The following is a 24,822-nucleotide window of genomic DNA, read 5'->3' as shown; positions in this document are numbered from 1 at the left end:
GTGGTCCACTTTAATGCAGTCCCGGTATAACCAGTACACGAAAATCCAATAACAAGCGCGTGCACATTTCAATGACCGGCATGTTGGTTCAAGATGCGTGTAAGATTTTTTTCTTCGAGTTGCGCAAAGAGCGGATTACCCCATGCGCGGGGTCGCGGCAGATCAATGCGCTGGTCTAACACTACTTCGCCATCTTCGATCAGCAGCATGCGGTCAGCCAACGCAATCAGCTCTTGCACATCATACGTAACCAGCAACGCTATAAAACCGCTGGGTTGCCGTAGCGACTCAATCAATTGCTGCATCTCAATACACGTCAATGCATCGAGTGCGCCGAGCGGCTCATCAAGCAACAACAACATTGGTTCATGCACCATTCAGTATCGAAAAATCGACAGCATGAACGATAGTGGCGATGAAGCCCATTTGCGTAACGAATGTTATGGCGACGATAGATCGGATGATTTTTTCAACATGATCTGCTTCCCTTGAGAATTTTATTATTCTGGAGAAGACAGATTAATCAGAGTCGATAGAAAAAAGAACGAATCCCTTCCCCTCTGGTGATGCGAAAAACGAATAAGCACGGACTGACCGAATGCATAAAGGACTGCTTTTTCCTACTTGAAATGACATAAGGGATACAAAATCACGCCCCATGTCGCGACCGCCAGAATGCTCGTGAGCAGCACTGCGGCACTACCAAAATCCTTGGCAATTTTGGATAAAGGATTGCGTTCCAGCGAGACCCGATCAACAACGGCTTCGATGGCTGAGTTAATGAGTTCGATAATAATGATCCAGACCAGAACGGCAATGAGCAACAGTTTTTCTAACGGAGAAACCGGCAAAAAAAATGCAATCACGATACCAGGGATAACGACCATCAACTCTTGCCGGAATGCATGCTCATTCTTCCACGCCGCATGCAAGCCATCAAACGAGTAAAACAGTGCCGAAAAAAGACGCTTGAAGCCACTGGTACTTTTGAATTGGCTGATGGCTTGTTCATGTGTTGCGGGTATTTGCGGCGTCGGTTTTGATTTTGGTGTTTCTGGTGTTGGTGGAGGAGTATGCGATTGTGGGTTCATGCTGACATTCTCTTCGAATTTGGTTTTAAGACGGGGTTTCAAGAGGATTAAATGCTGACGGATTTTAACAGTCCCTCCCAAGCCAATTGAAGAAGAAAAAAGTCACAACGATGACATAATGATATTAAATTAGGTACTAATGACAACAGCACGCCCCGATTTTTCACATTGTGATATAAAATATCTACCAATTCAGACGCAGTCCATACCTACAACGCGATTCCAATCAGAAACTCCGATGAAACCAGCCCCCCCCGACGATACTGGCAAGACCTCCATTCAAGTCATTGAACGGATGATCTCCTTGCTTGACACCCTTGCGCGCTACCCCGACCCGGTCAGCCTCAAAGAACTATCGGCCGCCACTAGCTTGCATCCATCGACCGCGCATCGCATCCTCAATGATTTGGTACTCAAGCGCTTTGTAGATCGCTCTGAGCCGGGTACTTATCGGCTCGGAATGCGTTTGTTGGAGCTTGGTAATGTCGTCAAAAGCCGCCTTAACGTGCGCGAAGCAGCGCTCGACTTTATGCGCAGCCTGCACCGTAAAACCAATCAAACAGTTAACTTATCGGTCCGCCAGAGCGACGAAATTGTGTACATCGATCGGGCTTTTTCCGAACGTTCCGGGATGCAAGTCGTGCGCGCTATCGGTGGACGTGCGCCGCTGCATCTGACGTCAACTGGCAAACTGTTTTTATCGATTGACGACCCGAAAATGGTCCGTGCCTACGCCACACGCACCGGCCTTGCGGGCCATAACAAGAACTCCATTACCGATCTGGGCAAGCTGGAGCACGAATTAAGTCTGGTGCGCGCGCTGGGCTATGCGCGTGACAATGAAGAACTGGAACTCGGCGTACGCTGTATGGCCGCCGGTATCCGCGACGACTCCGGCAAGCTGATTGCGGGCCTGTCGATTTCAGCGCCGGCGGACCGTTTGCAAGAGGAATGGGTAGAAGATTTGATGACGACCGCGCAGCAGATTTCTGCAGTCTTGGGATATGCGGCGCAAGCCTGATAAGGTTGCGCCGCATAGATTGAGAGGATGCTATTTCTCCCGCTTCCTCACAAATAACAAACAATGGTCAAGAAACTGGAAATTCAAACAACTTCTAATCGATCACTTATTTGACCTCAAAAGTGTGTCGCGCCGATGCTGCGCGCCCACCATGTGGAGTCGATGATTGCATCGTAGCCAAATAACTTCCCGCTGCTAAAGTTGACAGATCAAATTGCTGCGCAGTACCTTCTCGCGCTTCCGACTCAACGAGATTGCGTACCCGCCAACTATATGTTGGCGCACTTCCATCGGCGGCCTTAAAGTTTGCTTGCGCTATCAAACTCACCGTCTGGCCTTGAGTGATGGAGGCAGGGCCGGCAATCGTCACGTTTGGCGCAATTGAAGAGACTTTGATCGTGGCAGTATCTTGCCGACCATCTTTGCTAGTAACGGTCAGTTGATACTTCACAGAGCCAAGAACCTTTTTAGGCACAATGGCTTCAGCTACCGCATTATTCTCATTGCGTATACCCGCATAGTTGCCTTCCAGTTTGATCCATTGGTATGTGACGGCATTACGACTCTTGCTACCGTCTAACTTGTAGGCAAAACCGTTACTTTCTGTACGCACTACGGTGAGATCATTGCCGACGATAGCTTGCGGTGCTGCACTATCCCCTTCTGCCGTCTCCCTGATGTCAAAAGTCTGCTTTGCCGTTACCTTGCGTGCACCATGCGAACTTGCCGCTGTCAGGGTCACTTGATACTTTCCTGCTTTCAAGGTTGGCGGTATATCCAATTGCGGATGCTGCCTTGTCAAGACTGTCTTACCTGTGCTGTCCTGCATAGTCCAGTCGTAACCTGGGTCGCGTCCACCCGCCCCCTTAAAGTTTGCTTGCGCTATCAAGCTGACTTCTTTCCCATGATTGATCGCCGTTGGACCGTTAATCGTCACACCAGGCGCACCGACAGTAACCTTGGTCTCGGCGGTATGTTGCTTGCCATCTTTGTCGGTAACGGTTAGTTGAAAGGTACCCTCACCCGTCGTATTTTTAGGTACGACAGCCTCCGCTATTGCACTGTTTTGATTACGCACACTGAACGGGCCGTTCAATTTTCTCCACTGATATGTCACTGCATTCAGACTCTTGCTGCCGTCTAATTTATAGGAAAAACCGTTGCTGGTTGTCGCCACCACGTTAATATGTTTGCCAACGATAGCTTCTGGTACTGGCATGAGTTCGCCGTCTGTCTCAAACTCGTGACCAGTATTGGCAGCATTGCCGCCGACTTTACCCCAAGGAGCCGCCACTGGACTACCATCACCACCAAAAGTGAGTAGCCCACATTTGTCACTGCTATCTTTGCACACCGTGGCAAATACAGCACCTACGCCATCTAAGGTCACTGTGCGAATGCCTGCACCTATTTCTACAGAAGTATTTTTTAGGTTTTCATCTGTAATGGCAGCATATTTATAGCGCCATTTTTCATGACCCTCACTGTCTAACGCATGTAAATAACGCCCGGCGGTGACATAAATAGTGCCATTTTTGCTGACCGTGATACTGACGTTGGCAGCAACGGAGGCGCTAGGCGGCAACAACTCGACAGGCTTAAATTCCCACAATTTAGTAACTTGTCCCGCTTCATTTTCCTGATCTAAAGCCAGGGCATACACGGTGCCCAGATAAGGATCAACAACATAGGCGGTATTGCCCGCAATCACCGGCGATTGCAAGGGATTGTTGTTGCGCGCACCGGCCCAGTTTCCGAAGGTGAAAAGTGTTTTGATCAGTTCAGGTTGTCCTAAAGTCACCTCAGCAGGGGCAGACTTGAGGGCCGCCACATGTCTACCGTTAGTTTTTTCACCAACCGGCGCTACAAAATAAAGACGGTCATGTGCGATGGCCGGAGCAGATGCTTGATAGGACTCTAGTGCGCCGGTACGCTTGCCATCCACAATGGTTTCAATCGCACGGGCCTGGTCCTTGTTAACATTCTGTGTCACGTAACTGGTGAAATAAGGACGCCCCTTACTGTCGATCACTGGTGCGTAAGGTATTCTGCCGGGATGACAGCCGTTGTAGTCAGACACGCCTTCTATCCGCCATTTTTGTTTACCGTCAGATGAAAATGCGTAGTACACGACCGTACCTATTGTTGTTTCCTTAGGATCCTTACATCCTTGCAGATAAATGGTTTCACCATCTTGGCTGAGCGCTGGCATGCTGAGCCAGCCATCGTCAAGTGCCGGACTTTCCCATAAAGTGCCTCCGCCGACACCATCGAGTGGTACCGCGATCAGTGACTTATTTTTAGTAGTGAAATAAGCACGATGATTTTTTTCATCAATGACAGGGGCTGACCCCGTCATATCGGAAATAACTGTATAAGCATCACTTATATCAGCTCTTGAACCATAATCAATTAGTTGACCAAATACATTGCCGCGTACGGGAGGAATCGGCAACATCGTGCCCCATAACGCGGCATGAATTTTGCTATGACTGTCGATCCCGATGCCGAGAGTTTGGATGCCCAACCTATCGTGACCACTTGGCGGCTTGATGAGATTCGAATTCTTAATATTTGTATCAAAGGCCCATTCAGGTTGTTTGAATGGAACGCTGCTCTCTGTTGCAGCGGCTGTACTTGCTATAGCACTTATGATGACAACTGCACCGAGGGATACTGCGGAAGGGATGTTATTTCTGTATTTCATTTATTAAAGCTTCCTTTTTTGTATGAACAGATGACCACTATTTACTTGCTTCAAAGCGACCAAAGCAAGGTATTGGATGCTATCTCCCCCCATTCAAACGATGATTGTGACTCCCCTATTTTTGATCGAGAGTTTTCTATCTTCGAATAAGAATTTTCCAACCGACTCTATCCAGAATGGAATAAAAATGTAGAACATTTTTATCTATTATTTTAATAATTATTTATGGTGGAGAGCATCGATATGCTCGCCAATATTGAGAGAATTTTGTGCGTGCGAGACAAAACTATAGCGGTGGTTGATGGACCTTCTTTTACCCAGTTGGAACGTCGAGGGAGATGAGCTCAGAGTTGAGCTGCAATGATCGGATCGATTTTTCTCTGGCATCGCAGCTCAACTTCTGGATAGTCCAGAAACCGGGAGTCCTACAGACTGTTAGTCCTTGGCCTTATTAACTGAAATAGAAAATCGTGCCGATGCGGCACGGCCGCCATACTGGGTAAAAGATTCCAGCGTAGCGAGGTAGTAGCCTTCCGGCAAAATTGACAGATCAAATTGCTGCTCCAAACCTTGATAGGTTTTCGATGCAGAAAAATTTTCCAGACGCCAACGGTATGCTGGTGCTTCTCCATTCGCAGCCTTAAAGTTCACTTGTGCGGTCAGGTGCGCGGCTTGGCCTTCGATGATGGAGGTTGGGCCGGTAATAGTCGCCGTTGGCAGGACAGAAGTGAGTTTGATCGTGGTCGTATCTTGCCGTCCATCTTTGCTGGTGACGGTGAGCTGATACTTCAACACGCCAAGTTTATTTTTAGGCACGATAGCTTCGGCTATAGCACTTTTTTCGTTACGTATTCCGCCATCGTTGCCCTCCAGTTTGATCCACTGATAAGCGACGGCATTGCGACTCTTGCTACCGTCTAACTTGTAGGCAAAACCGCTACCTCTCGTCCGAACTACGGTGATATCGTTACCAACGATGGCTTGGGGTGCTGTCTGGTCCCCTTCTGTCTTCGCCTTGATTTCAAAAGTTCGGTTGGCTGTTGCCTGGCGCGCACCATGCGTAGTTGACGCTGTCAGCATTATTTGAAACTTCCCTACTTTCAAGGTAGGCGGGACATCCAATTGCTGCGATGTCTTTTGCAAGACTTCGATACCCGCGCTATCGAGCACACGCCAACTGTATGTCGGTGCAATACGGCCTGCACCTTTAAAGTTTGCTTGCGCTGTCAATCTGACCTCTTGCCCTGAATTGGTGGTTGCTGGACCGCTAATGGTTACACTGGGCGATACGACAGTGACCGTAGTCTCGGCGGTAAGCTGCTTACCGTCTTTGTCGGTCACGGTAAGCTCAAATGTACTTGCGCCTATCGTATTTTTAGGTACAACAGCCTCTGCTATCGCATTATTTTCGTCACGCACACTGAACGGGCCGTTCAATTTTCTCCACCGATACGTCACCGCATTAAGACTCTTACTGCCATCTAATTTATAAGCAAAACCATTGCTGGTTGTCGCAACGACATTGATATCTTTGCCGACAATGACTTCCAGTGCCGGCTTGACTTCGCTGTACTCAGTCTCATGACCTGTATTGGCGGCATTGCCACCGACCTTACCCCATGGAGTCGCTACTGAACTGCCGTCACCGTCGAATACCAGCAAGCCACACTTGTCGCTGTTATCTTTACACGCCGTGGCATACACCTCGCCATGTTTACCCAAAGTGACGGTACGAATCCCGGCACCTGTTTCTATGTTGGTAAGTCCTAAATTCTCATCCGTAATCGCATCATATTTATAGCGCCATTCTTCTTGACCATGATTATTCAAGGCGTGCAAATGACGTCCTGCTGTAACGTAAGCAGTACCTTTTTCGCTCACTGTGACGCTGACATTGGCCGCCAGGAAGCGATTGTTGGTCACTGGTGCTAATTCAGGTGGCTGAAAACGCCAGAGCTCGGTCGCCTCGCCTTCGGGATTTTCCCCATTCAGAGCCAAGGCGTACACGGTACCGAGATAGGGATCTACGACATAAGCGATATTGCCCGCGATTACCGGTGATTGCAGCGTATTAGGGAATACGATGCCGACATAATTTCCGATGATGAAATGTGTTTTAACGGCCTGCTTATCGCCAAGCGTCATCCCGACGGAAGCAGATTTAAGCGCGGCCACACGCACCCCGTTATTCGACTTCTTACCCGTCGGCGCGACAAAATACAGACGATCATTAGCAATGGCAGGGGCCGATGCCAGATACGACTCAAGTGTACCGGTTCGCTTTGGTCCCTCTGCGGTGTCAATGATGGTTTCAATCGCGCCCCCCCCGTTGTTCTCGCGCTCCTGTATCACATAGCTTGTGAAGTAAGGACGTCCCTGACGGTCAACCACCGGTGCGTAAGGTGTTGTGCCTGAAGTGCAATTGTTGTAGCCAGACACGCCATCTATCCGCCATTTCTGTTTGCCGTCCGACGCAAAGGCGTAATACACAGCCGTACTGGCTCCTCTTCCTTCCTGTTCTTTACATGCCTGCACATAAATGGTTTCACCGTCCGGACTGAGGGCGGGCATGCTGAGCCAACCGTCGAGTGGCTGACTTTCCCATAAACGGGCTAATTCAGACCCCTCGGATTGCGCAGGTACAGCCAGCAATGTATTGGTCTGGGTGGTGAGATAAGCACGCTTTTTTGTATCATCAATGGCCATCGCAGAGCGCGCTTTGCTTTGAGTCCACACGTGGGGTTCTGCGGACTGACCGTAGTCGCCCAAGTCATACAACTGAGCGGTCCACTTTTGATCAGCATAAGGCGGCCGGCTCTTCCATATTTGGGCATGAATCATCCCAACGCTATTGATCGCAACACCAAGAGTGTGGATGCCAAATAACCCATCAAAATTCTCAAGTTCGGGAAAGTTGCGATGTTCAATGTTTGCGTCATAAGCCCAATTAGGCTGTTTGAGCGGAACGTTGCTTTCAGTTGCAACAGCGGTATTTGCCAACATTGCCGTGATCGTCAGAGCAATCAGGGATGCGGCCTTAGTGGGAGAAGTACGAAATTTCATGTATTAAAAACTTCCTTTGTTTTAAGAACAGATATCCATTTTTTTCCTGCACAAAGACATCTTGAACAGGGGTTTGGATGCTAGCTGAGCTCCTTAAAACGATGCTTGTGCCATTTCTATGGTCGACACAGTATTTTCTATAATTTAATAAGAATTTTCTGTATTTTTACAATATGAAGTCGTCAATGTGCTCGTAGATAGTGCTTATACAAGGGGAGTCTTTAATGCCAGCGGAGGGGGAAATACAGAAGGAAAAACTATTAACGTCACCCCAATACCAGCTGCCTGGTTGGTCAATCCAGGAAGCAGGAGGTATTGATGATGCGTTACAAAATATTGACTGAAGTAGCAGCCGTCATCACATCATCGGTATAGCCACAAAAATTAATGCTTCTCATCCGGCGATTCATCAAGCGTCTCAAACAACGCAATCTGCAATTTCGAATGCAGCTTCACAAATCGCTGCCACAATAACAAAGCAACTCCGGTGGCCGCGACCAAGACCAGAATGAGCAGTTTGGTCGGCGGCAAAATGCTACTGCTCAGAAGCACAATCAAAAACATAATACCGATAATCGACAGCGCCGGAATCACTTCCGCAATCACGCGCCTGACCTTTCTTGTATGCAAACCAGCACGCCCGGGACGCACCGTCATTTCTGCCAATAGCATACTGAGCGCCTGCAATTTACGGTAAGTCGCAATCAAAAATGGAAGAGATATTAATAATGCGGCACCCCAGACAACGGTGTTTTGAATCTGAGTATCCGTAATCCAGCCCGACAAACTACCACCGAGTACATCGGCAAAGTAACCACTAACCACAAAAATCGCCGCCACGATCGCCAGATTTACCATCACCTGCACAAGGATGCGGCGAATGATTTTTGACAGTTGAGCACGATCACCTTGCGGTTGCAGACTTTCGAGCCAGGTGGAGTACATGCCGAATACGGCCGATAATTTATCCGGCATCGATTTCGCCAGACGTGTTGATAATGGATCTGCCAATTTGATCAGATAAGGCGTCAACAAAGTCGTCATGACCGATACCGCAACGACCGTCGGATAGAGAAAATCGCTGGTGACTTTAAGACTGACGCCGAGTGCTGCGATGATGAAAGAGAACTCGCCGATCTGCGCTAGCCCCATACCCACCCGCATAGACGTGCGGCCGCTGTGGCCGGATAAAAAAGTCGCTACGCCACAACTGATGAGTTTGCCCAAGACCACCGCGATGGTGATGACCAGAATCGGTAACCAATATTTAACGAGTACATGCGGATTCACCAACAAGCCGATGGTGACAAAAAATATTGCGCTAAACATGTCCCGGATCGGCTCGACCAAACGCTCAATCTGGTGCAGATGACGGGACTCGGCCATCACGGCGCCGATGATAAAGGCTCCCAGCGCAACGCTGTAATTGAGCTTCATCACCAACAGGCAAAAACCAAAACATAGCCCGAGCACGGTGATCAGAAACACTTCTTTATTTTTGAATTTGGCGACATACGCCAACAAGCGTGGCACGATCAATATACCCATGACCAACGCCACAATCATAAACAGCAGCAAACGCCCGACCGTTGACGCGACCTCAACCGCACTCACCGATCCGGTCGTAGCAATCCCTGACAACAAGGCAATCATGCCGATCGCCAAAATATCTTCAATAATCAGAATACCGAAAATCAGCTGGGCGAATTTCTCCTGTTTCATACCAAGTTCGGTGAGTGCCTTGACGATGATGGTCGTGGAAGAAACGGCCAACATCGCGCCGAGGAAAACCGCATCCATCGTCTTCCAGCCAAAGTACATCCCGATCTGATAGCCCACCCATAGCATCAAACTGATTTCTGCCAACGCCACCAAAAATGCAGTCGCGCCGACTTTGCCCAACTTTTTAAGACTGAACTCAAGACCTAACGAAAATAGTAAAAAAATGACGCCGACTTCGGCCAGAATATGAATTGAATGCTCATCTTCAATGAGCTGGAATGGCGGCGTAAAAGGTCCGATGATAATGCCAGCGACGATATAACCAAGCACAACCGGCTGCTTGAAGCGATTAAATACCACCGTCACCACACCGGCGATCAACATGATCACGGCCATATCCTGGATAAAAAGTTCTACTGTGGGCATGACAAGATTTCCCTTAAAAAAAGGATAAAAGAGGAGTCTAAAAAGGGATAAAAAAGGACAGGCTGGTTGATATCCAGCCATCAATGGTCACGTACGGGTCACGTACGAATGATTGCTCAACATCAACAACATTGACTTTGGATAATAACGTATCGCACGCCACAGCCTCAACCAAAAATCTACCAAACGTTAGATTCAGGCCCAGGACGTTGGAAATACGATTTTTCAGGCGAAAACAACTAGCGGGTATACGCGATATGGCCGGTGAGTGCTGCTCCGGCGTTGGGCGACAAGCGGCGCGCCATCGGAATCGAAGCCAGCGAGAACATGGCGATGACGATAAATGCCGGCCAAAAATCGGCAGCGACCACCGTAGCGTGCCCTTGAATGCGGCTGGAAAAAATAATCGCCAGGCCGCCTATTGTGACGCCCAGACCAAGCGAAATCTGTTGCACTACGCTGGCCAGACTGGTCGCCCGGCTGACATCTGCGCTATCGAGATCGGCGTAGGCCATTGAATTGAAGCAGGTAAATTGCATGGAGGGGAAAAAACCTCCCAGTAACACCACGGCCATCATGACCAGATAAGGCGTAGTCGGCGTGAACAAACCGTAGGAAGCGATGGCCAGAGCGGCCAGCAATGCATTCCAGATCAAGACCGAACGGAAACCATAGCGCCGCAGCACCGAGGTCCCGATTGCTTTCATGAAAATCGCGCCAAACGCTGAAGCGCAGGTGATCGTCCCGGCGTGGAAAGCATTCATTCCCAACCCGATTTGCAACGATAACGGTAACAAAAATGGCACCGCGCCAAGGCCGATACGAAACAACGACCCGGCCAGCACACTGACACGGAACGTCGGAATGCGTAGCAAGCTCAAGTCCAGCAGCGGAAACGGCGCGGTGCGCGCATGCCGTAAATACAGAAGCAAGAAAATAACGCCAATGGCGCACATGCCAAAAGCCACTTTTGCTGAGAGCAATTCGCCGTCAATCAACGACAGGCCCAACATCAGCAAGGTGCTGCCAATGGCAGACAAGATGAACCCTTTGAGGTCCAGAGGCTGACGCTGATCGTCACGAAAATTTTCGATAAACCGGCCAGCCAGATAAAGACCAAGCAGGCTGATCGGCACGTTAATGATAAAAATCCAGCGCCAATGAAAATAGGTCGTAATAAAGCCGCCTAACGGCGGACCGATGACGGGTCCAAGCTGCGCCGGTATCGTTAAAAAACTAATCGCCTTAACCAAATCACTGCGCGGCACCGAACGAAAAATCACAATCCGGCCGACCGGCACCATCATTGCGCCACCGATCCCCTGTAAAAACCGTGCTGCAACAAACATCAACAAAGAATTCGATACGGCGCATAGCAGCGAACCGGCCATAAAAACACAAATAGCAGCGCGAAATACGGTACGTGCACCAAATCGGTCTGCCACCCAACCGCTAATCGGAATAAATACACCAAGGCCGACGACATAAGCAGTGAGCGCAAGTTTGAGCGAAATAGGCTCCTGTCCGAGATCATGCGCGAGGACAGGTAGTGAAGTCGTGATCACGGTTGCGTCCATGTTTTCCATGAACAACGCGCAAGCAACGATAAGAGGAATGAGGAAGGTGCGGGACAATGCGGTCTAAGGTGAATATAAAATGCAACGGCTGTTGGTTTGGTATGGCTTGTTAATTATTACCAAAGTCGCTCATGTCACTCATGAAAAATGCGCTCTGTCTCAATAAAACAAACAGAGCGCACGCAATATTCTTTACTATTAACTCTGACCAATGGCCATCCTGGTGCCAGTCGATGTCGGTAATGGCGAGTTATTTTCAGCCAGCCATCTCTTCATCCGATCTGCATCCCCCTGACGCGAATACTTACCGCGTCCATCAAGAAACACCATCACCACCGAACGACCTTCAATCGTGGTTTGCATCACCATGCAACGCCCTGCTTCGTTGATATAACCAGTCTTTTGCAGACCAATTTGCCATGCACGATTATCCACCAGATGATTCGAGGTATTGTATTGCAGCGGCGCGCCGCCCGGCTCCACCAGATATTTGGAATCGGTTGAGTATTGACGAATCAGCGGTTGCTGGTAGGCGGCGATGACTAACTTGGCCAAATCGCGCGCACTGGCGACATTGAGGTGCGACAAGCCGGTCGAATCAACATAATGCGCGTCCGTCATGCCGAGCGCCTTTGCCTTGGCATTCATCGCCGCGACAAATGCCGGCAAGCCACCTGGATAGTTACGTCCCAAGGCCGAGGCGGCACGATTTTCAGAACTCATTAATGCGATGTGAAGCATGTCAGTACGGCTCAGTTGTGAACCGACACGTAACCGTGAACTACTATGCTTTTCGCGATCGATGTCTTCATCAGTCACCGTCAGCACTTCGTTCATGTCTTGCCGCGCTTCGACTACGACCATGCTGGTCATCAACTTGGTGAGCGAGGCAATCGGCAGGGCTACCTGAGAATTTTTATCGAAGAGAACCTGGCCGGTCGCCTGATCCAATACCAAGGCCACGTTCGATTTCAGCGCCAACGGATCATGCGTTAAATTCAACCCTGCGATCTCCCCAGCAGAAAGCACTGCGGGTACGATCACGGCAGGACGGGTTGAGGATGCAAGAACTTTACGACTTGATTTTTTGCCTGTTTTCCGCTTAGAGGCAACACCTTTGCTGCGCGCGCTGGCTTTGGCGGCTTTGACATTATTTTTGTGGCGCGCGCTACTGGCAACGGCTTTTTTAGCCTTTGATTTTTTTGCCGTGACTGCGGGCTTGTTGCTGCTGGCATCGTTATCCGGCGCCGCCGATGCTGTTGCAACGGCAAAGAATAATGATAATAAAATAACTAGCGCGGATTTGGCCATGTGCGGCTCCTGAATTCATCAAACAAATAACTGTCGAAGTGTAGGCAAAATGAGCAAAATTCGCAAGATAATTAAGGAGTTAGCGCACTATTCTCAACACTTTTCTACATGCGAATAATGATTAAAGTAGAAATAAAATAAAAAGTTATCAATCACGCCACGCATTCATCCAATTTCATACAATTCCCACTACTTTTCAAGTCACATCCGCTAATTTTGACAATTATTTTTTCATCACAAAAGCCACGCCAACAATCGCCACCAACATCCCGATAATCCCCATCAGATTAAAAGCTTCGCCAAACATCAGCCACGCCATGATCGCGGTCGTCGGCGGCGTCAGGTACAACAGACTGGTGACGCTGGTAGCCGCACTACTACGGATCAACGTAAAGAGCAGAAAGATGGCGCCGATCGATAGCGCAAATATCGCCCACAGCAAGGCCGCAATAAAATGCGGCGTCCAATGCACCGTAGGCAGACCCGGCGCAAGATGTTCAAAGGCGATGGCGAACGGCAAAATGACAAGAAAGGATGCCGAAAATTGGATGATGGTGCCGGTGCGTAAATCGAAATGCGGACAATAATGCTTTTGATATAACGTGCCCATGGTAATTGACAGAAGCGCCATAACCGCGAAGCAGATACTTTGCCAGGACAATCCAATGAGGCTGATTTTGGCAATCACGACTAAGGCGACACCGGCAAGACCCAGCAATAAACCGACCCATTGTCGCGGCCTGACCGACTCACCGATCCATCGCGCAGAAATGGCGGTCAGGATCGGTTGCATCCCAACAATCAGTGCCGACAATCCGGCAGGCATGCCTAACTTGATGGCACTCCAGACACCGGCCAAATACCCCGCCTGCAACAGCACTCCCGCGATGCCAATATGGAGAATTTTTCCGGTCGGCCACGGTGCCCTGAAGATCAAAACCAGCGGCAGTAATACAACGAGCACACCAACGCAGCGGATCAACAGAAAAGTCAACGGCGGTGCGTAGGGCAAGCCGGACTTGGCAACAATAAAACCGGTACTCCACAGCAGCACGAACACCAGCGGCAAAACCGGCAGCAAGTAGCGTAACCAATTTTTGCCGGGCGCAACGATGGCGGTATCTGCAGTATCTACAACAGAGGAGGAACTTGAAGAAGATTGAGCTGACATAAAAGTACGGTATTTATCCTAAAGTGAGAGGCGACTCTGCGCCAGAATGCGTTGCCAACCAGGTTGCCTGACGGCTGGCATGCAATGCTGCCAACGTCACTGTGCGTAAATGGATCGCCACCGTGTCTTGTATATTTTTACCGTAACCGCCAGCCATCGTCACCGCAACTGGAATGGCGCGTTGGCCAGCAGCGGCAAACACCATTGCGTCACGCTGCGCCAAACCGTCAAAACTGAGTTTCAAACGCCCTAATCGATCATCTGCGTGCGGGTCTGCACCAGCCAGATAAATAATCAACTGCGGCGCGAAACGCTGAAATAACTGATCCAGCGCATCCTGCAATGCCTGCAAATACGCCGCATCAGCGGTGCCATCCGGCAGCGCGATATCCAGATCGCTCAATTCTTTGCTAAAGGGATAATTGTCCGCGCCATGCAAGGAAAGCGTAAAAACCGATTCATCCTGCGCCAGAATCGAAGCCGTTCCATTGCCCTGATGGACATCCAGATCGATGATGGCAACGCGTTGGACAAGGCGCTCGGCCTGCATCAGGCGGGCTGCAATTACTGCGTCATTAAATACGCAAAAACCGCCACCATGATCGGCATACGCATGATGCGTACCGCCAGCCAGATTAACTGCGATCTGGTCGCTGGACAGTAATGCCGCACGGCAAGCCGCAATCGTCGCCCCCGCCGAACGTCGGGAACGCTCAACCATCTGCAGCGACCACGAAAAACCGATTTCTTTTTGCGCAGCAATCGACAGGTTGCCGCCGCAGACAGCCGCAATGTAATGCGGATGGTGCGCCAAAGCTAATACGCCATCACTGGTTGTCGGCGCCTCGTGCAGGGTGACACTCGCAATGCCCTGCACCGCTTCATGTAACAAGCGATATTTTTGCATCGGAAAGCGGTGGCCGACAGGCAAAGGCAAGACGAAATGGTCGCTGTAGAAGGCTTTCAAGATTGCCTGATATCGATGTGTGGGAAGGCGATAGTCTAGCAGCTAAGAACGCATAGTAAGAGCGACTGTCATGAGAAGTTTTCATCTTGAATGCATTCTTTTTGGCATCTCATAATTACTTCCATATATACAACAATAAAATTATTTGCTGCAATGCACAAATTATTTCTTGACAGCCAAAATAAAACGCCTAAAATAATTTTTATTGCACCGCACAATGCGCAAAATTTGTAAAGCATCACCGTCGTTGCAATACCGCTCACTAGTTCCTAATTTACTTTAAACAGAATCTCTGGAGAAAACTATGTCTACGATCACCGAACAATTCTCATCCGCAGCTAAAGCCAATTTTGAAGCCAATCTGGCCATGTTTACTGATTTCACTGCCAAAGCATTTGAAGGCGTGGAAAAATTGGTAGAACTCAATGTCACCGCTGCAAAAGCCACGTTAGAAGACTCTAGCGCATCGACACAAAAACTTTTCACCGCAAAAGATCCGCAGGAATTTTTCACGTTGAGCCTCGCACAAGCCCAACCCAATGCTGAGAAAGCCATCGCGTATAGCCGTCATTTTGCAAAAATCACATCGGCAACACAGGCTGAACTGACCAAGACAGCAGAAGCGCAAGTTGCCGAAACCAAACGCAAAACGCTTGAATTATTCGAGCAAGTCACCAAAAGCGCCCCGGCCGGAAGTGAAAGTGCGATTGCTTTCATCACCAAAGCCATTGACCACGCCAGCGCCGGTTACGAGCAATTCGCCATAAGCACCAAACAAGCAGTAGAAACAATCGAAAGCAATGTACATAGCGCTGTCGATCAAATTTCGGAAGCAACGATCAAGTCAGCTACGGTTCGTAGCGCTAAGAAGTAATTTGTAATATCGAAGCATCAGGACTTCGATAGTTTCAACAAGTCCGAATCAAGTCAGATAGATAAAAAAATGGACCCCGGCAAAACCTGGGTCCATTTTTTATAACTGTAACAATTTCAATAGCTTTATGCGTTTGCCGGTCCCTTGACAGACAAAATCAACTGTTCGGCCCGTTCCCGCGTCTCAGAATCCATCAAAGCCGGTAAGCCGCATGTCCGCAACAATTGCGCGCTGCTGCTAATTTCGGCGGAGCCCGCTTTCAACGCCGCTTGCAATACCTCTACCTGCACCTGCAAACGTTCACGCGTCATCGATACCGGACTTTCGACACCGGCGATAATTTCAGCGCGCAATAATTCTTGTAGCAACGTTTCCCGATTATTTTCCAGCGTCACCAGATAGGCATCTGTTGCCTGCCGTTCTGCCGCTTTGTGTAACTGCATTGCCGCGTCGAACCGACTACGCATTGCTTTTTCGAATGCGCTCGGCAGCATCGGAAGCGCTTGCCAGTTGGCGCTCCACACATCGGGATTGCCATCCATATCCGCATGATCCAACCTCAGGCTGACCTCAAGCAATTGGCACAGTGCCAATTTATCGCACAGTGCGTGCGCCTCGATCATCACGGCGTTGTGTCGTGCCTGATCAACCAGCGCTTGCAGGTGTGCGACAGCGGCGTTAAATCGCGCTTCTATTTGCGCTTCTACGGCACGCGGCACGAAACCGATTTTGTTCCAGTCCTGCTGAGCCTGTCTCAACATTGCCGGTATTGTATTTTCGGCTTGCGTAGTCGTCGTTTCCAAGCTCACGCATACTGCCTCCTTTAGCTGCAAGTTCTGACGACGTTCTGTATCGGCCGATGACGCTGCCTCTTTGCGCTGGGCAAAAATCGCATCGCAAGCGCTACGAAAACGTTGCCATAACTGTTGTTCATCCTGGCGCGATAACGGTAAAGTTTTGGCTTGCTCTTGCCAGCGTTGCTGCAATTGGCGCAGACGTTCTGTGGTATCGCGTTGATTGACCGTTAATTCGGAGACTTCAACAATCAATTTTTCACGTTGCGCGATGCCGCGTTGCTGCTGCTGCATTAACGGGGCCAGCAACTGTTGGCTAACGCTGGAAAAGGACTTATCGAGCGCCTTTTTATCGCTACGATTGATCGTCCCTATCGCGCGCCAGGCTTGCTGTTTTTGCTGGCAAAACTGGGCGATCGCCTTCCAGTCTGGCCCGGCATCAGTCACCTCACCCAGCGCCACGGTGGCATACTGTTGTATTTCTTCGATCAGTAATAGCGCTTTGATCTGATTGCGTTGCCGCTCTTGGGCAAGTTGCTGAAAATGCGCTGCGACGGGGATGTAAGCAGCAGTACAAGCTGCATCAAAACCCTCCCACAGAGCTTTTGGTGCAGAGCCGGCGGAAGTATCGAGCGATTTCCAACGCGCCCGCAAACTACCAATTTTTTTGGCCAGCTCGGTGACCGCCAATTCTTGCCCTGGCAACTCCTGCGCTGCTTTCATCAACTCTTCCCGTGAAACGTTTCCGCCCCAACGCGCCCAGCCCTGCAAGCGCCCCAATTCGCTACGTGCTTGCGTCAATCGGGTATTTTGCGACGCGGTCATTTTTAGTGCTTTGAAATCGATTGCGCGCAGGGTTTTGTCGTAATCCATCCCAGCTTGTAATGCGCCCTCTTCTAACGCTGTCTCCAGGCCCTCCAATGCGGTCGCAAATTCTGCCTGTGTGGCGACTTTATCGATCGCTGGCGCTGGCTTTGAGTTTGACTCTGCATCAGGCAATACGGACGGCTGCGGCTGTGTTGGCGCATTAGATTTAGCCTCAGCAATCCGTTGCAGCAAGATCTGGTAACGCTGCTCTACACTCAGTTCGACACTCAGCTCAGCAGTGTCTGAGGCTTCTACAGTCTCATCAATCAATTCGACGGGTAGCGACGCGACCTCGCCCCAACTACGCCACAAAACGTCCGGACTTAACTTGTCGGCAGGCATGGCCTCCCACTGCGCCAACAGTTCCTGACGTGTTTCCAATGTATTTTTTAATACTTGCTGACGTTGTTGCGCAGTCTGAAGCCGTTGCAGCAAAGTCTGTAACGCGACGCCACATTGATCCGCAAGATTTTTCGGCAGACTGATCGCTTCAAGGTTGCTTTCATGCTCCCGTATTTGCGCGGCGCATTGCTCCGCTTGCTCAGCCACGGACGCCACTGTCTGAATCTGAGACTCGGATTCAGCATCGCCACTAATCTGCGTCGTTAGCGCACGCATGCGCGACAGCAATCCCATTACTGCATGCTGCAGCGCTGCCTGTGCAGCTAATCTGTCTGCCAGCGCAACACTGATTTGCTGAAATTCCTGCTGCTGAAGCTGTGCAATCTCAGCCGAATGGCCAATCAGCTGCCAGGCGCGATCCAGATCGGTGACCTGATTCGGTAACAACTGTGGCTCCTTGAGTAAGCGCTGCGCTTGCTCGATGCAAACCGATGCTTGTGCGGACGTCTGTTGTTGCTGACGCAGTAACTCCAGTCTGGATTGCATCAATTTGGCGACCCGACGGTCCACATTGCGCATCCCTTGTAGTACTTGCTCCAGGCCGCTTGCGCTGTGCACTAGTTGTGCGGCCTGCAATCGCGCGTCGGCAAAGGCTGCTTGCAAGATAAAACTAACGGCTGCCGACTCGTCATTGAGCGCTGCGGCTTGCGTCAGGGCTTGTTGACGCGCCGTATCGGTTACTTGAGCGCTGGCTACGCGTTGGTCAGTTTGCTGGCGCGCTTTTTCTGCCGCTTCTGCTTGTGCTGTAGCGGCAGAGCGATCTGCCCGCTTGAAAAGAAAACCAAACATAAATAAGTACCAATCAAATAGTAGGGGGTAACGCAGGCAGAACGGGGGGAAAATCAAAAACAAGGGCGATAGTGTAAGTGATGCAAGGGGAAATACCCTAAGAATTCGGTCACCAGCGCAGTCACCAGCACAGTCGCCAACGATCAAGTCGACCGATACGCGACCTGCAACGCATCCAACCCGGCCAACAACTGGATAAATGCCGCCGCACTTTGCACCGGCTCACCTTTGACACCCAGATCGATATGACGCTCGGTCTGCGCGTCACCCACATGCGGCAAACTGAATACTTTCACTAACGGAAATTGCGCTTCAATAGCTTCCATCAACGGCGTGAGCAGCGACTCCATTGCGCCATAGACAAATACAGACTGTTCAAGCTGTGGATTTTGATGAAATAAGTCAGCGTGATGGATATCTAATACCCATTCAAACATAGGCCAGGCCATCACAGGAAAGCCCGGCGCGAAATGATGGACGCCAGATTTGCTTCCCGGATTGTTGACTGAAAAGCCGGGAATTTTGTTATACGGATTAGGGATGATTTCTGCGCCTTGGGGAAACTCGCCCATTTTCAGACGATGCAGATTGTCGGCAGTATCGTAATTAGGCGCAACACCAGTTTCACGGGCGGTATCCTCAATGCGCTCGCGGATTTTTTCACGCGCATGCGGATGCAATATCAACGGCACACCGAGCGCGTCGGCGGCGCATTGGCGGGTGTGATCGTCAGGCGTGGCACCAATGCCGCCGGTACAAAACACAATGTCATTGCTGGAAAAAGTACGTTTGAGCGTCGCAATGATGCGCTCCGGCTCGTCCCCCAAGTACTCGGCCCAACTCAGGGTCAGGCCACGCGCAGTCAACATTTCCAGGACTTTCGGAAAATGCTTATCGACCCGTCTGCCGGATAAAATTTCGTCGCCAATGATGATGAGTCCGATTGCCATAAGAGTGTCTTTGAGTTATTTGAAATACTTGAGATTAAAGCGAAGGCGTGACTTCGTCGATGTCATGATCACTACGTTTAGCCAGCGTTATTGCAGCAGCTTGCCCGGCGCGATATTTACTCAACGCCTCCAGGCAATAATATTCAAACCATAAGCCGGTAAACACAAACACCAGCACATAGAGCCAGATCGATCCGGCTGCCATGAAAGGCAAAACGATCAGCCAAAGCGCACCGCCCAGCCATAGCAAGGTCGGGGCTGCGCCCATTGCACCAGCGATCACGCCGATGATCAGCAACGGCCAACGATGAATCTTCAGAATAGCTTTCAACTCGTCTTTGTCGGCATAAGCGGCCAGCGCGTCGTATGCAATCACGCGGTAAGTCAACCAGCCCCACAACAGCGCAGGAATAACAAAAGCCAATGGCGGAATCAGCCACAGCGGCAAGGTGACCAACCACAAAATACAAAACAATAAAAATGATGAACCAGAAATCCAGATACTGCCGAATAACGTGCCGCCTTGACGCTTTTCCAAGGCTGCGTAATGACGGCCACCAACATGGCGCGCCACTGCTGGCAATGCGAATAGCCCGACGAATACCAATGCCGTCAAAATCATCAAGGGCAGCAATAGCCACAACGCCACCCATGGCACGATGACCGTCTTGAGCGCACTCAAACCTAACCAACTCAATGCGCCCGCAGCAATATGCATGCCGCTGCTACCCACCAAATACGCTTGCAACCAGTCAACCAGTGCCTGTAGCCCCCACCACAACGCTACACCCCAAATCAGCGTAGAGATAAGGAACGGTAAAAAGGTCAGCAACAGCATACGAAAATGCAGCTGCGACAACAGCGCCCGGCCAAGTGCGGTGATCACAGGACGCATCAGCGACGAGGCTTTCTGGCAAATTCAACCATGTGCTTTAAGCCCAGCCATTGTTGCTCCCAAAATCCACTGCCGTAATTGCGGGCTTTGCCTGACGGCGCAGGCAACTGGTCCCGGATCCCGGTGCGCTCGAAGGTTTGTCCGAAGTAAGCGGTGCGGAACAGTATGTCCCAGAACGAAAATAACACCCCAAAATTATGACCGCCTATCGATCCACTTCCCTTACTTTCATGACCGATTCCGACTGCGTGATGCCAGCGATGAAAACGGGGCGAGACCACCAAAGGATCTCCATATTTGCCGAAATGGATACGGACATTAGCGTGCTGCAAACTCTGCAACATCCGCGATACCGCGACCAGCAGGACGTATTGCGATGGCTCAACGCCAATAGCAATGGCGATGAGCGCCATATAAATATCGCGAATCAATTCATCAAGTAAATGATTACGATCATCGGACCAGAGGTTCATGTTTTGCTGACTGTGATGCAGGCTATGCAAGCCCCATAACCAGTTAAATCCATGCTGAGCACGGTGATACCAATAATCGAAAAAATCAAGAACGACCAGATACGCAAAAAAGGTCATGACGGGTCGATCCGTCACGCCCGGCCACAAGTTCTCTAAATTAAACGGGTGCATCCCTTCCAGATGAAACCATTCGGTCACCTGCGCGACCAATGGATCGATGAGGAAAAATACAAATATGGAAAATGCACCGAGACGCTGGATCACGGTATAAATAAAATCGTTCCAACGCGCACGTTTATCGGTAAACGTATGCACCGGAATCATCGCCTCAAGGGGCCGCAAAATCAGAAATAACACGGTTAGCTCGCACAACCCGATCAGAAACCACTCTGTGCCGTCAAACGCGTCTTCAAGATATTCACTGAATCCGGCATAAAACATGACCGGCTGCACCACCGCCTGGAATAACCAAGCCTGCGCCGCAGAAAATTGATTGATCAGACTAGCTATCATGATGCAGCCTGCTTTCTGCCAGCGACAGCGAGGTCGAAGGGGCCGGGACTTTTGCCTTTGGCCTTCTCTGCAACGGCTTTAAAGGCGGGATGCTCCCTTAATGTCGCAAAACAAAAACCTTTTTTCTCCAGCCCGCTAATCAATGGCTCTAGCACCGCTGGTGCCCACGGATCTTTGCGTGACCAGATGCCAAGATGGGCGATCAAAATATCGCCGTCCTTGACGTTTGTTAACTCACGCGCCAACAACATTTGATTCGGCCATTTTTCGCTGGGAAGCTCATCGCCAGAAAATCCGGCATCGGCCCATGCTGCGTGCACGTAACCGCAAGCCTGCCCGGCAGCTAGCGTGTGCGGCGTCAGATGTCCGCCCGGAGCGCGCCAGAATGGATCCAGATGCGCGCCGGTCAATGTATGAAAACGCTGCTCGACACGATTGATTTCGTCGCAATAGTGCTGCGGGGTCCAGGCTAATAATTTGCTGGCATTTGCGCCAAACTGCGGCTTCATTTCGATTTTCCCATCGGCCAGATCACGCTTCGCATAGACATGATCGAAGGTATGGCTACCAAACGCATGCCCGTCGGCGACTAACGATTTCCAGTAAGGACCCCAAGATGGATCGAGCGAATAGTCGCCATTGATGGTTTTCTCATTGGCCATAAAAAAAGTGGCTTTGATGTGATGGCGACGCAAAGTCTGAGCGATCAATTCGGCCTGCGATTGGCTGCCGGTGTCGAAGGTCATATATAACGTCCCCTTACAAGCAACGGGCGCAACCGATTGCGCCTGAGACCATCCCGCTACGCTTGCCGCCGCTATTGCTGCCATCAACAGCGAGCGCGATTTGATCGAAAAATAACGCTTCATCACAATTCAGACGCCCGATCAGTAAAATAAATACCATGCGGCGAACGCCCGACCGGGATAGTTTTAATCACTTTGCGGCTGGCGATATCGACCACCGAGACTTGTTTAACCCAGCGCTGGGTCACCCACATGGTTTTGCCATCCGCGGTGACTTCCATGCAATCAGGGCCACCGGGGACGTTGATGACGCCGATGTTTTCCAATGTATCCAAGTCCAGAATATTGATCGTTCCGGCTACTCGATTGGAGACAAATACGTGGCGCTTATCGCCTTGCGGTCGGAAATTATGTGCACCGTCACCGGTTTTAATTTTCTTGACGATTTTTTGCGTACGCCAGTCAACGACGGCAACGTAATCGCTGCCCATAACGCCGACCAGTAAATATTTATTGTCGGGCGTCATGTAAATACCTGCTGGCTGCTTACCAATGGGCATGATCCATTTAACGGTTTGCGTAGCTAAATCAACGGCGGCGATTTCATCAGTGCCTTGAAGGGTAATGAATGCCAGCGCACTATCGGCGCTGAACGCCATGTGACTTGGCATTTTGGGCAAGGGAAGACGCTTGGCTAGCTTCAGATCTTTACCGTCATAACCGTAAATATCGATCCGATCCAAACGCAGACCGTTAGAGATAAACCATTTTTGATTTGGCGAAAAACCGATTTGATACGGATCGGCAATATCTTTCACCTGACTCTGGATCTTGCCGGTTTTAGGGTCCAGAAAATACAAGGCGTTGCCAGTTGCTGCGGCAACGATCAACGACTTGTTGTCCGGCGTTGGCATTAAATGGTGCGGCTCTTTGCCGACCGGAAACGAACTGATTTCTTTATAAGTATTCTGGTCCAGTAACGTGATGGTGGCATCGCGTGAATTGAGAACAACGACAACATTAGGCGCAACAGTCACTGGCGCTATCGTCGGAGCTGTGATCGGCGCGGCAGCATATGCGGAAAAGAAAGTCAGTAAACCGCAGGCGATAACGAGGGAACGACGGACAAAAGCAGACATGGCAGCATTCAGAAGAGCGAAAGTGATATTTTACCGCGCCTGTCGGACCGATGCGGTCCCCCTTTTGCTTTCATTTACATAGGACTTACGCAAAATCGCCCCAGCGGCGTTATCCCTCCTTGCCGTACGTCGTACTGTCTGCGTCAGTCTGCTTTGCTGGTACGATTTTGCGTAAGTCCTATTACAATTATTCCAGTGCCATAAAACCAACCTTTCATCGCAACAACACCAGTCCCATACCACCGAGCTGCACGGTGCCGTATCGTTGTTTTACGCTGTTGTTGTGCTGCTTTTGGTTTACACTGCGATCCATCTTAATCGTACAAAAAAGGAATGTTATGACTACTACCACCGTTTCGGGCCTGCAATACGAAGAAATCAATGTCGGCAGCGGCGCAGAAGCCAAAGCTGGCAATCACGTTAGTGTGCATTACACTGGCTGGCTGCAAAATGCTGACGGCAGCGCTGGCAAAAAATTTGACTCCAGCAAAGACCGTGGCGATCCGTTTGAGTTTCCGCTCGGCGCAGGTCATGTTATCAAGGGTTGGGACGAAGGCGTTCAGGGCATGAAAATCGGCGGCGTGCGCAAGCTGATCATTCCTGCAGCGCTAGGCTACGGTGCCCGCGGTGCTGGTGGCGCGATTCCGCCAAATGCAACATTGATTTTTGAAGTAGAACTGCTGGGCGTGTAAGCCTGCTGATATAAAGTTATCTCACTGACCATGCCATTCCGTCCTTTTCAGCATATTTCCACACGTTTTGCAGTCGTTTTCTCATTGGCGACTGCCGTATTGACGTTAAGCGGTTGCGTTGTGGTCAGTGTCGCAACAACAGTGGTCGGTGCTACCGTCGGTGTTGCTAGCGCTGTTGTGACTACCACCGTCAAAGCTGGCGGTGCGGTAGTTGGTGCGGTAGTCGACTAACTCTGTAAATAACCTTCACGCTCTCATTCATCCTGCCTGGTTCAGGCGCATTATTTTTTACCCGGAGAAAATATGACTCTGCAAGCCGAATTCGATCAAGCCTTAGAAGATTCCAAGAATCTCCCTGAGCGCCCGGACAACATGACCCTGCTGAAAATGTATGGCATTTACAAGCAAGGTAAATCGGGCGATGCCACTGGCGATCGTCCCGGTATGACTGACTTTGTCGGACGCGCCAAATGGGATGCCTGGAATGCTATGAAAGGCGTTTCCCAAGAGGTTGCGCAACAGCAATATATTGATTTAGTAAAAGAGTTAAAGGATTAAACCCCTCGCGCCTGATAAAAAAAAGAAAAAAAAAAAAAAAAAAAAAAAAAAAAAAAAAAAAAAAAAAAAAAAAA

General features: G+C 50.1%; 19 protein-coding genes and 1 pseudogene. 5 read left to right on the top strand and 15 right to left on the bottom strand.

Annotated elements, in window-relative coordinates:
- Positions 1-68: 68 nt before the first annotated feature.
- Both ACVBEF_RS10740 and ACVBEF_RS10735 read right to left on the bottom strand, forming a co-directional pair.
- Positions 69-377: pseudogene (locus tag ACVBEF_RS10740) on the bottom strand (hypothetical protein); the annotation flags it as partial.
- 243 nt (positions 378-620) lie between these two features.
- Positions 621-1,091, bottom strand: coding sequence for a diacylglycerol kinase (locus ACVBEF_RS10735; RefSeq protein WP_447123934.1), 471 nt, complete (start codon positions 1,089-1,091; stop codon positions 621-623).
- Positions 1,092-1,329: 238 nt separating this feature from the next.
- Here ACVBEF_RS10735 and ACVBEF_RS10730 point away from each other — a divergent pair, with 238 nt between their 5' ends.
- Positions 1,330-2,112 (top strand): IclR family transcriptional regulator, encoded by a 783-nt coding sequence (locus tag ACVBEF_RS10730; RefSeq protein WP_447123933.1) that lies wholly within the window; start codon positions 1,330-1,332, stop codon positions 2,110-2,112.
- A gap of 106 nt (positions 2,113-2,218) precedes the next feature.
- Here ACVBEF_RS10730 and ACVBEF_RS10725 read toward each other — a convergent pair whose 3' ends face one another.
- The 7 genes from ACVBEF_RS10725 to ACVBEF_RS10695 all read right to left on the bottom strand — a co-directional run bounded on the left by ACVBEF_RS10725 (position 2,219) and on the right by ACVBEF_RS10695 (position 15,056).
- Positions 2,219-4,819 (bottom strand): PKD domain-containing protein, encoded by a 2,601-nt coding sequence (locus tag ACVBEF_RS10725; RefSeq protein WP_447123932.1) that lies wholly within the window; start codon positions 4,817-4,819, stop codon positions 2,219-2,221.
- 435 nt (positions 4,820-5,254) lie between these two features.
- Complete coding sequence (locus tag ACVBEF_RS10720; protein ID WP_447123931.1) at positions 5,255-7,882, bottom strand: PKD domain-containing protein; 2,628 nt, start codon at positions 7,880-7,882, stop codon at positions 5,255-5,257.
- 384 nt (positions 7,883-8,266) lie between these two features.
- Positions 8,267-10,030 carry a cation:proton antiporter gene (locus ACVBEF_RS10715; RefSeq protein ID WP_447123930.1) on the bottom strand — a complete coding sequence of 588 codons (1,764 nt, stop codon included), beginning with the start codon at positions 10,028-10,030 and terminating at the stop codon, positions 8,267-8,269.
- A gap of 239 nt (positions 10,031-10,269) precedes the next feature.
- Entirely contained in the window at positions 10,270-11,664 is a 1,395-nt protein-coding gene (locus ACVBEF_RS10710) for an MFS transporter (RefSeq protein ID WP_447123929.1), read from the bottom strand.
- A gap of 141 nt (positions 11,665-11,805) precedes the next feature.
- On the bottom strand, positions 11,806-12,918 hold the full coding sequence (gene pbpG / locus ACVBEF_RS10705) for a D-alanyl-D-alanine endopeptidase (protein ID WP_447123928.1): 1,113 nt from the start codon (positions 12,916-12,918) through the stop codon (positions 11,806-11,808).
- 223 nt (positions 12,919-13,141) lie between these two features.
- On the bottom strand, positions 13,142-14,089 hold the full coding sequence (locus ACVBEF_RS10700) for a DMT family transporter (RefSeq protein ID WP_447123927.1): 948 nt from the start codon (positions 14,087-14,089) through the stop codon (positions 13,142-13,144).
- Between the two features lie 13 nt (positions 14,090-14,102).
- Positions 14,103-15,056, bottom strand: a complete 954-nt coding sequence (locus ACVBEF_RS10695) for a histone deacetylase family protein (RefSeq protein WP_447123926.1) — start codon at positions 15,054-15,056, stop codon at positions 14,103-14,105.
- Between the two features lie 304 nt (positions 15,057-15,360).
- Between ACVBEF_RS10695 and ACVBEF_RS10690 the strand changes: the two genes are divergently transcribed.
- Complete coding sequence (locus tag ACVBEF_RS10690; RefSeq protein ID WP_447123925.1) at positions 15,361-15,930, top strand: phasin family protein; 570 nt, start codon at positions 15,361-15,363, stop codon at positions 15,928-15,930.
- 125 nt (positions 15,931-16,055) lie between these two features.
- Here the strand turns inward: ACVBEF_RS10690 and ACVBEF_RS10685 are convergent, their stop codons facing one another.
- The 6 genes from ACVBEF_RS10685 to ACVBEF_RS10660 form a co-directional block, all read right to left on the bottom strand.
- Positions 16,056-18,782: a DUF349 domain-containing protein gene (locus ACVBEF_RS10685; protein ID WP_447123924.1), complete on the bottom strand. Its 2,727-nt coding sequence runs from the start codon at positions 18,780-18,782 to the stop codon at positions 16,056-16,058.
- Between the two features lie 143 nt (positions 18,783-18,925).
- Complete coding sequence (locus ACVBEF_RS10680) at positions 18,926-19,732, bottom strand: competence/damage-inducible protein A (RefSeq protein ID WP_447123923.1); 807 nt, start codon at positions 19,730-19,732, stop codon at positions 18,926-18,928.
- A gap of 34 nt (positions 19,733-19,766) precedes the next feature.
- Entirely contained in the window at positions 19,767-20,627 is an 861-nt protein-coding gene (locus tag ACVBEF_RS10675; protein ID WP_447123922.1) for an EI24 domain-containing protein, read from the bottom strand.
- On the bottom strand, positions 20,627-21,613 hold the full coding sequence (locus tag ACVBEF_RS10670) for a sterol desaturase family protein (protein ID WP_447123921.1): 987 nt from the start codon (positions 21,611-21,613) through the stop codon (positions 20,627-20,629). Before ACVBEF_RS10670 ends, ACVBEF_RS10675 begins: the two co-directional genes overlap by 1 nt.
- Complete coding sequence (locus ACVBEF_RS10665; protein ID WP_447123920.1) at positions 21,610-22,482, bottom strand: polysaccharide deacetylase family protein; 873 nt, start codon at positions 22,480-22,482, stop codon at positions 21,610-21,612. The genes ACVBEF_RS10670 and ACVBEF_RS10665 overlap by 4 nt, the downstream gene beginning before the upstream one ends.
- Positions 22,482-23,498: a YVTN family beta-propeller repeat protein gene (locus ACVBEF_RS10660; protein WP_447123919.1), complete on the bottom strand. Its 1,017-nt coding sequence runs from the start codon at positions 23,496-23,498 to the stop codon at positions 22,482-22,484. The genes ACVBEF_RS10665 and ACVBEF_RS10660 overlap by 1 nt, the downstream gene beginning before the upstream one ends.
- Before the next feature lie 338 nt (positions 23,499-23,836).
- Here ACVBEF_RS10660 and ACVBEF_RS10655 point away from each other — a divergent pair, with 338 nt between their 5' ends.
- From ACVBEF_RS10655 to ACVBEF_RS10645, 3 genes are all read left to right on the top strand, one after another.
- On the top strand, positions 23,837-24,190 hold the full coding sequence (locus ACVBEF_RS10655) for an FKBP-type peptidyl-prolyl cis-trans isomerase (RefSeq protein WP_447123918.1): 354 nt from the start codon (positions 23,837-23,839) through the stop codon (positions 24,188-24,190).
- A 30-nt stretch (positions 24,191-24,220) separates the two neighbouring features.
- Positions 24,221-24,421 carry a hypothetical protein gene (locus tag ACVBEF_RS10650; protein ID WP_447123917.1) on the top strand — a complete coding sequence of 67 codons (201 nt, stop codon included), beginning with the start codon at positions 24,221-24,223 and terminating at the stop codon, positions 24,419-24,421.
- A 72-nt stretch (positions 24,422-24,493) separates the two neighbouring features.
- Positions 24,494-24,748, top strand: coding sequence for an acyl-CoA-binding protein (locus tag ACVBEF_RS10645; protein ID WP_447123916.1), 255 nt, complete (start codon positions 24,494-24,496; stop codon positions 24,746-24,748).
- Positions 24,749-24,822 lie beyond the last annotated feature (74 nt).

The sequence above is a fragment of the Glaciimonas sp. GG7 genome, assembly GCF_052976905.1.
Note: the sequence above shows the minus strand (reverse complement) of the source record. Positions and strands in the feature narration are given on the sequence as shown.

What these genes read in the sequence shown, in the direction of transcription:
- ACVBEF_RS10690 (WP_447123925.1), top strand. Translation starts at nt 15,361, where the DNA reads ATGTCTACGATCACCGAACAATTCTCATCCGCAGCTAAAGCCAATTTT.
- ACVBEF_RS10660 (WP_447123919.1), bottom strand. Translation starts at nt 23,498, where the DNA reads ATGTCTGCTTTTGTCCGTCGTTCCCTCGTTATCGCCTGCGGTTTACTG.
- ACVBEF_RS10715 (WP_447123930.1), bottom strand. Translation starts at nt 10,030, where the DNA reads ATGCCCACAGTAGAACTTTTTATCCAGGATATGGCCGTGATCATGTTG.
- ACVBEF_RS10675 (WP_447123922.1), bottom strand. Translation starts at nt 20,627, where the DNA reads ATGCGTCCTGTGATCACCGCACTTGGCCGGGCGCTGTTGTCGCAGCTG.
- ACVBEF_RS10700 (WP_447123927.1), bottom strand. Translation starts at nt 14,089, where the DNA reads ATGTCAGCTCAATCTTCTTCAAGTTCCTCCTCTGTTGTAGATACTGCA.
- ACVBEF_RS10720 (WP_447123931.1), bottom strand. Translation starts at nt 7,882, where the DNA reads ATGAAATTTCGTACTTCTCCCACTAAGGCCGCATCCCTGATTGCTCTG.
- ACVBEF_RS10680 (WP_447123923.1), bottom strand. Translation starts at nt 19,732, where the DNA reads ATGGCAATCGGACTCATCATCATTGGCGACGAAATTTTATCCGGCAGA.
- ACVBEF_RS10650 (WP_447123917.1), top strand. Translation starts at nt 24,221, where the DNA reads ATGCCATTCCGTCCTTTTCAGCATATTTCCACACGTTTTGCAGTCGTT.
- ACVBEF_RS10735 (WP_447123934.1), bottom strand. Translation starts at nt 1,091, where the DNA reads ATGAACCCACAATCGCATACTCCTCCACCAACACCAGAAACACCAAAA.
- pbpG (WP_447123928.1), bottom strand. Translation starts at nt 12,918, where the DNA reads ATGGCCAAATCCGCGCTAGTTATTTTATTATCATTATTCTTTGCCGTT.
- ACVBEF_RS10685 (WP_447123924.1), bottom strand. Translation starts at nt 18,782, where the DNA reads ATGTTTGGTTTTCTTTTCAAGCGGGCAGATCGCTCTGCCGCTACAGCA.
- ACVBEF_RS10645 (WP_447123916.1), top strand. Translation starts at nt 24,494, where the DNA reads ATGACTCTGCAAGCCGAATTCGATCAAGCCTTAGAAGATTCCAAGAAT.
- ACVBEF_RS10670 (WP_447123921.1), bottom strand. Translation starts at nt 21,613, where the DNA reads ATGATAGCTAGTCTGATCAATCAATTTTCTGCGGCGCAGGCTTGGTTA.
- ACVBEF_RS10730 (WP_447123933.1), top strand. Translation starts at nt 1,330, where the DNA reads ATGAAACCAGCCCCCCCCGACGATACTGGCAAGACCTCCATTCAAGTC.
- ACVBEF_RS10725 (WP_447123932.1), bottom strand. Translation starts at nt 4,819, where the DNA reads ATGAAATACAGAAATAACATCCCTTCCGCAGTATCCCTCGGTGCAGTT.
- ACVBEF_RS10655 (WP_447123918.1), top strand. Translation starts at nt 23,837, where the DNA reads ATGACTACTACCACCGTTTCGGGCCTGCAATACGAAGAAATCAATGTC.
- ACVBEF_RS10665 (WP_447123920.1), bottom strand. Translation starts at nt 22,482, where the DNA reads ATGAAGCGTTATTTTTCGATCAAATCGCGCTCGCTGTTGATGGCAGCA.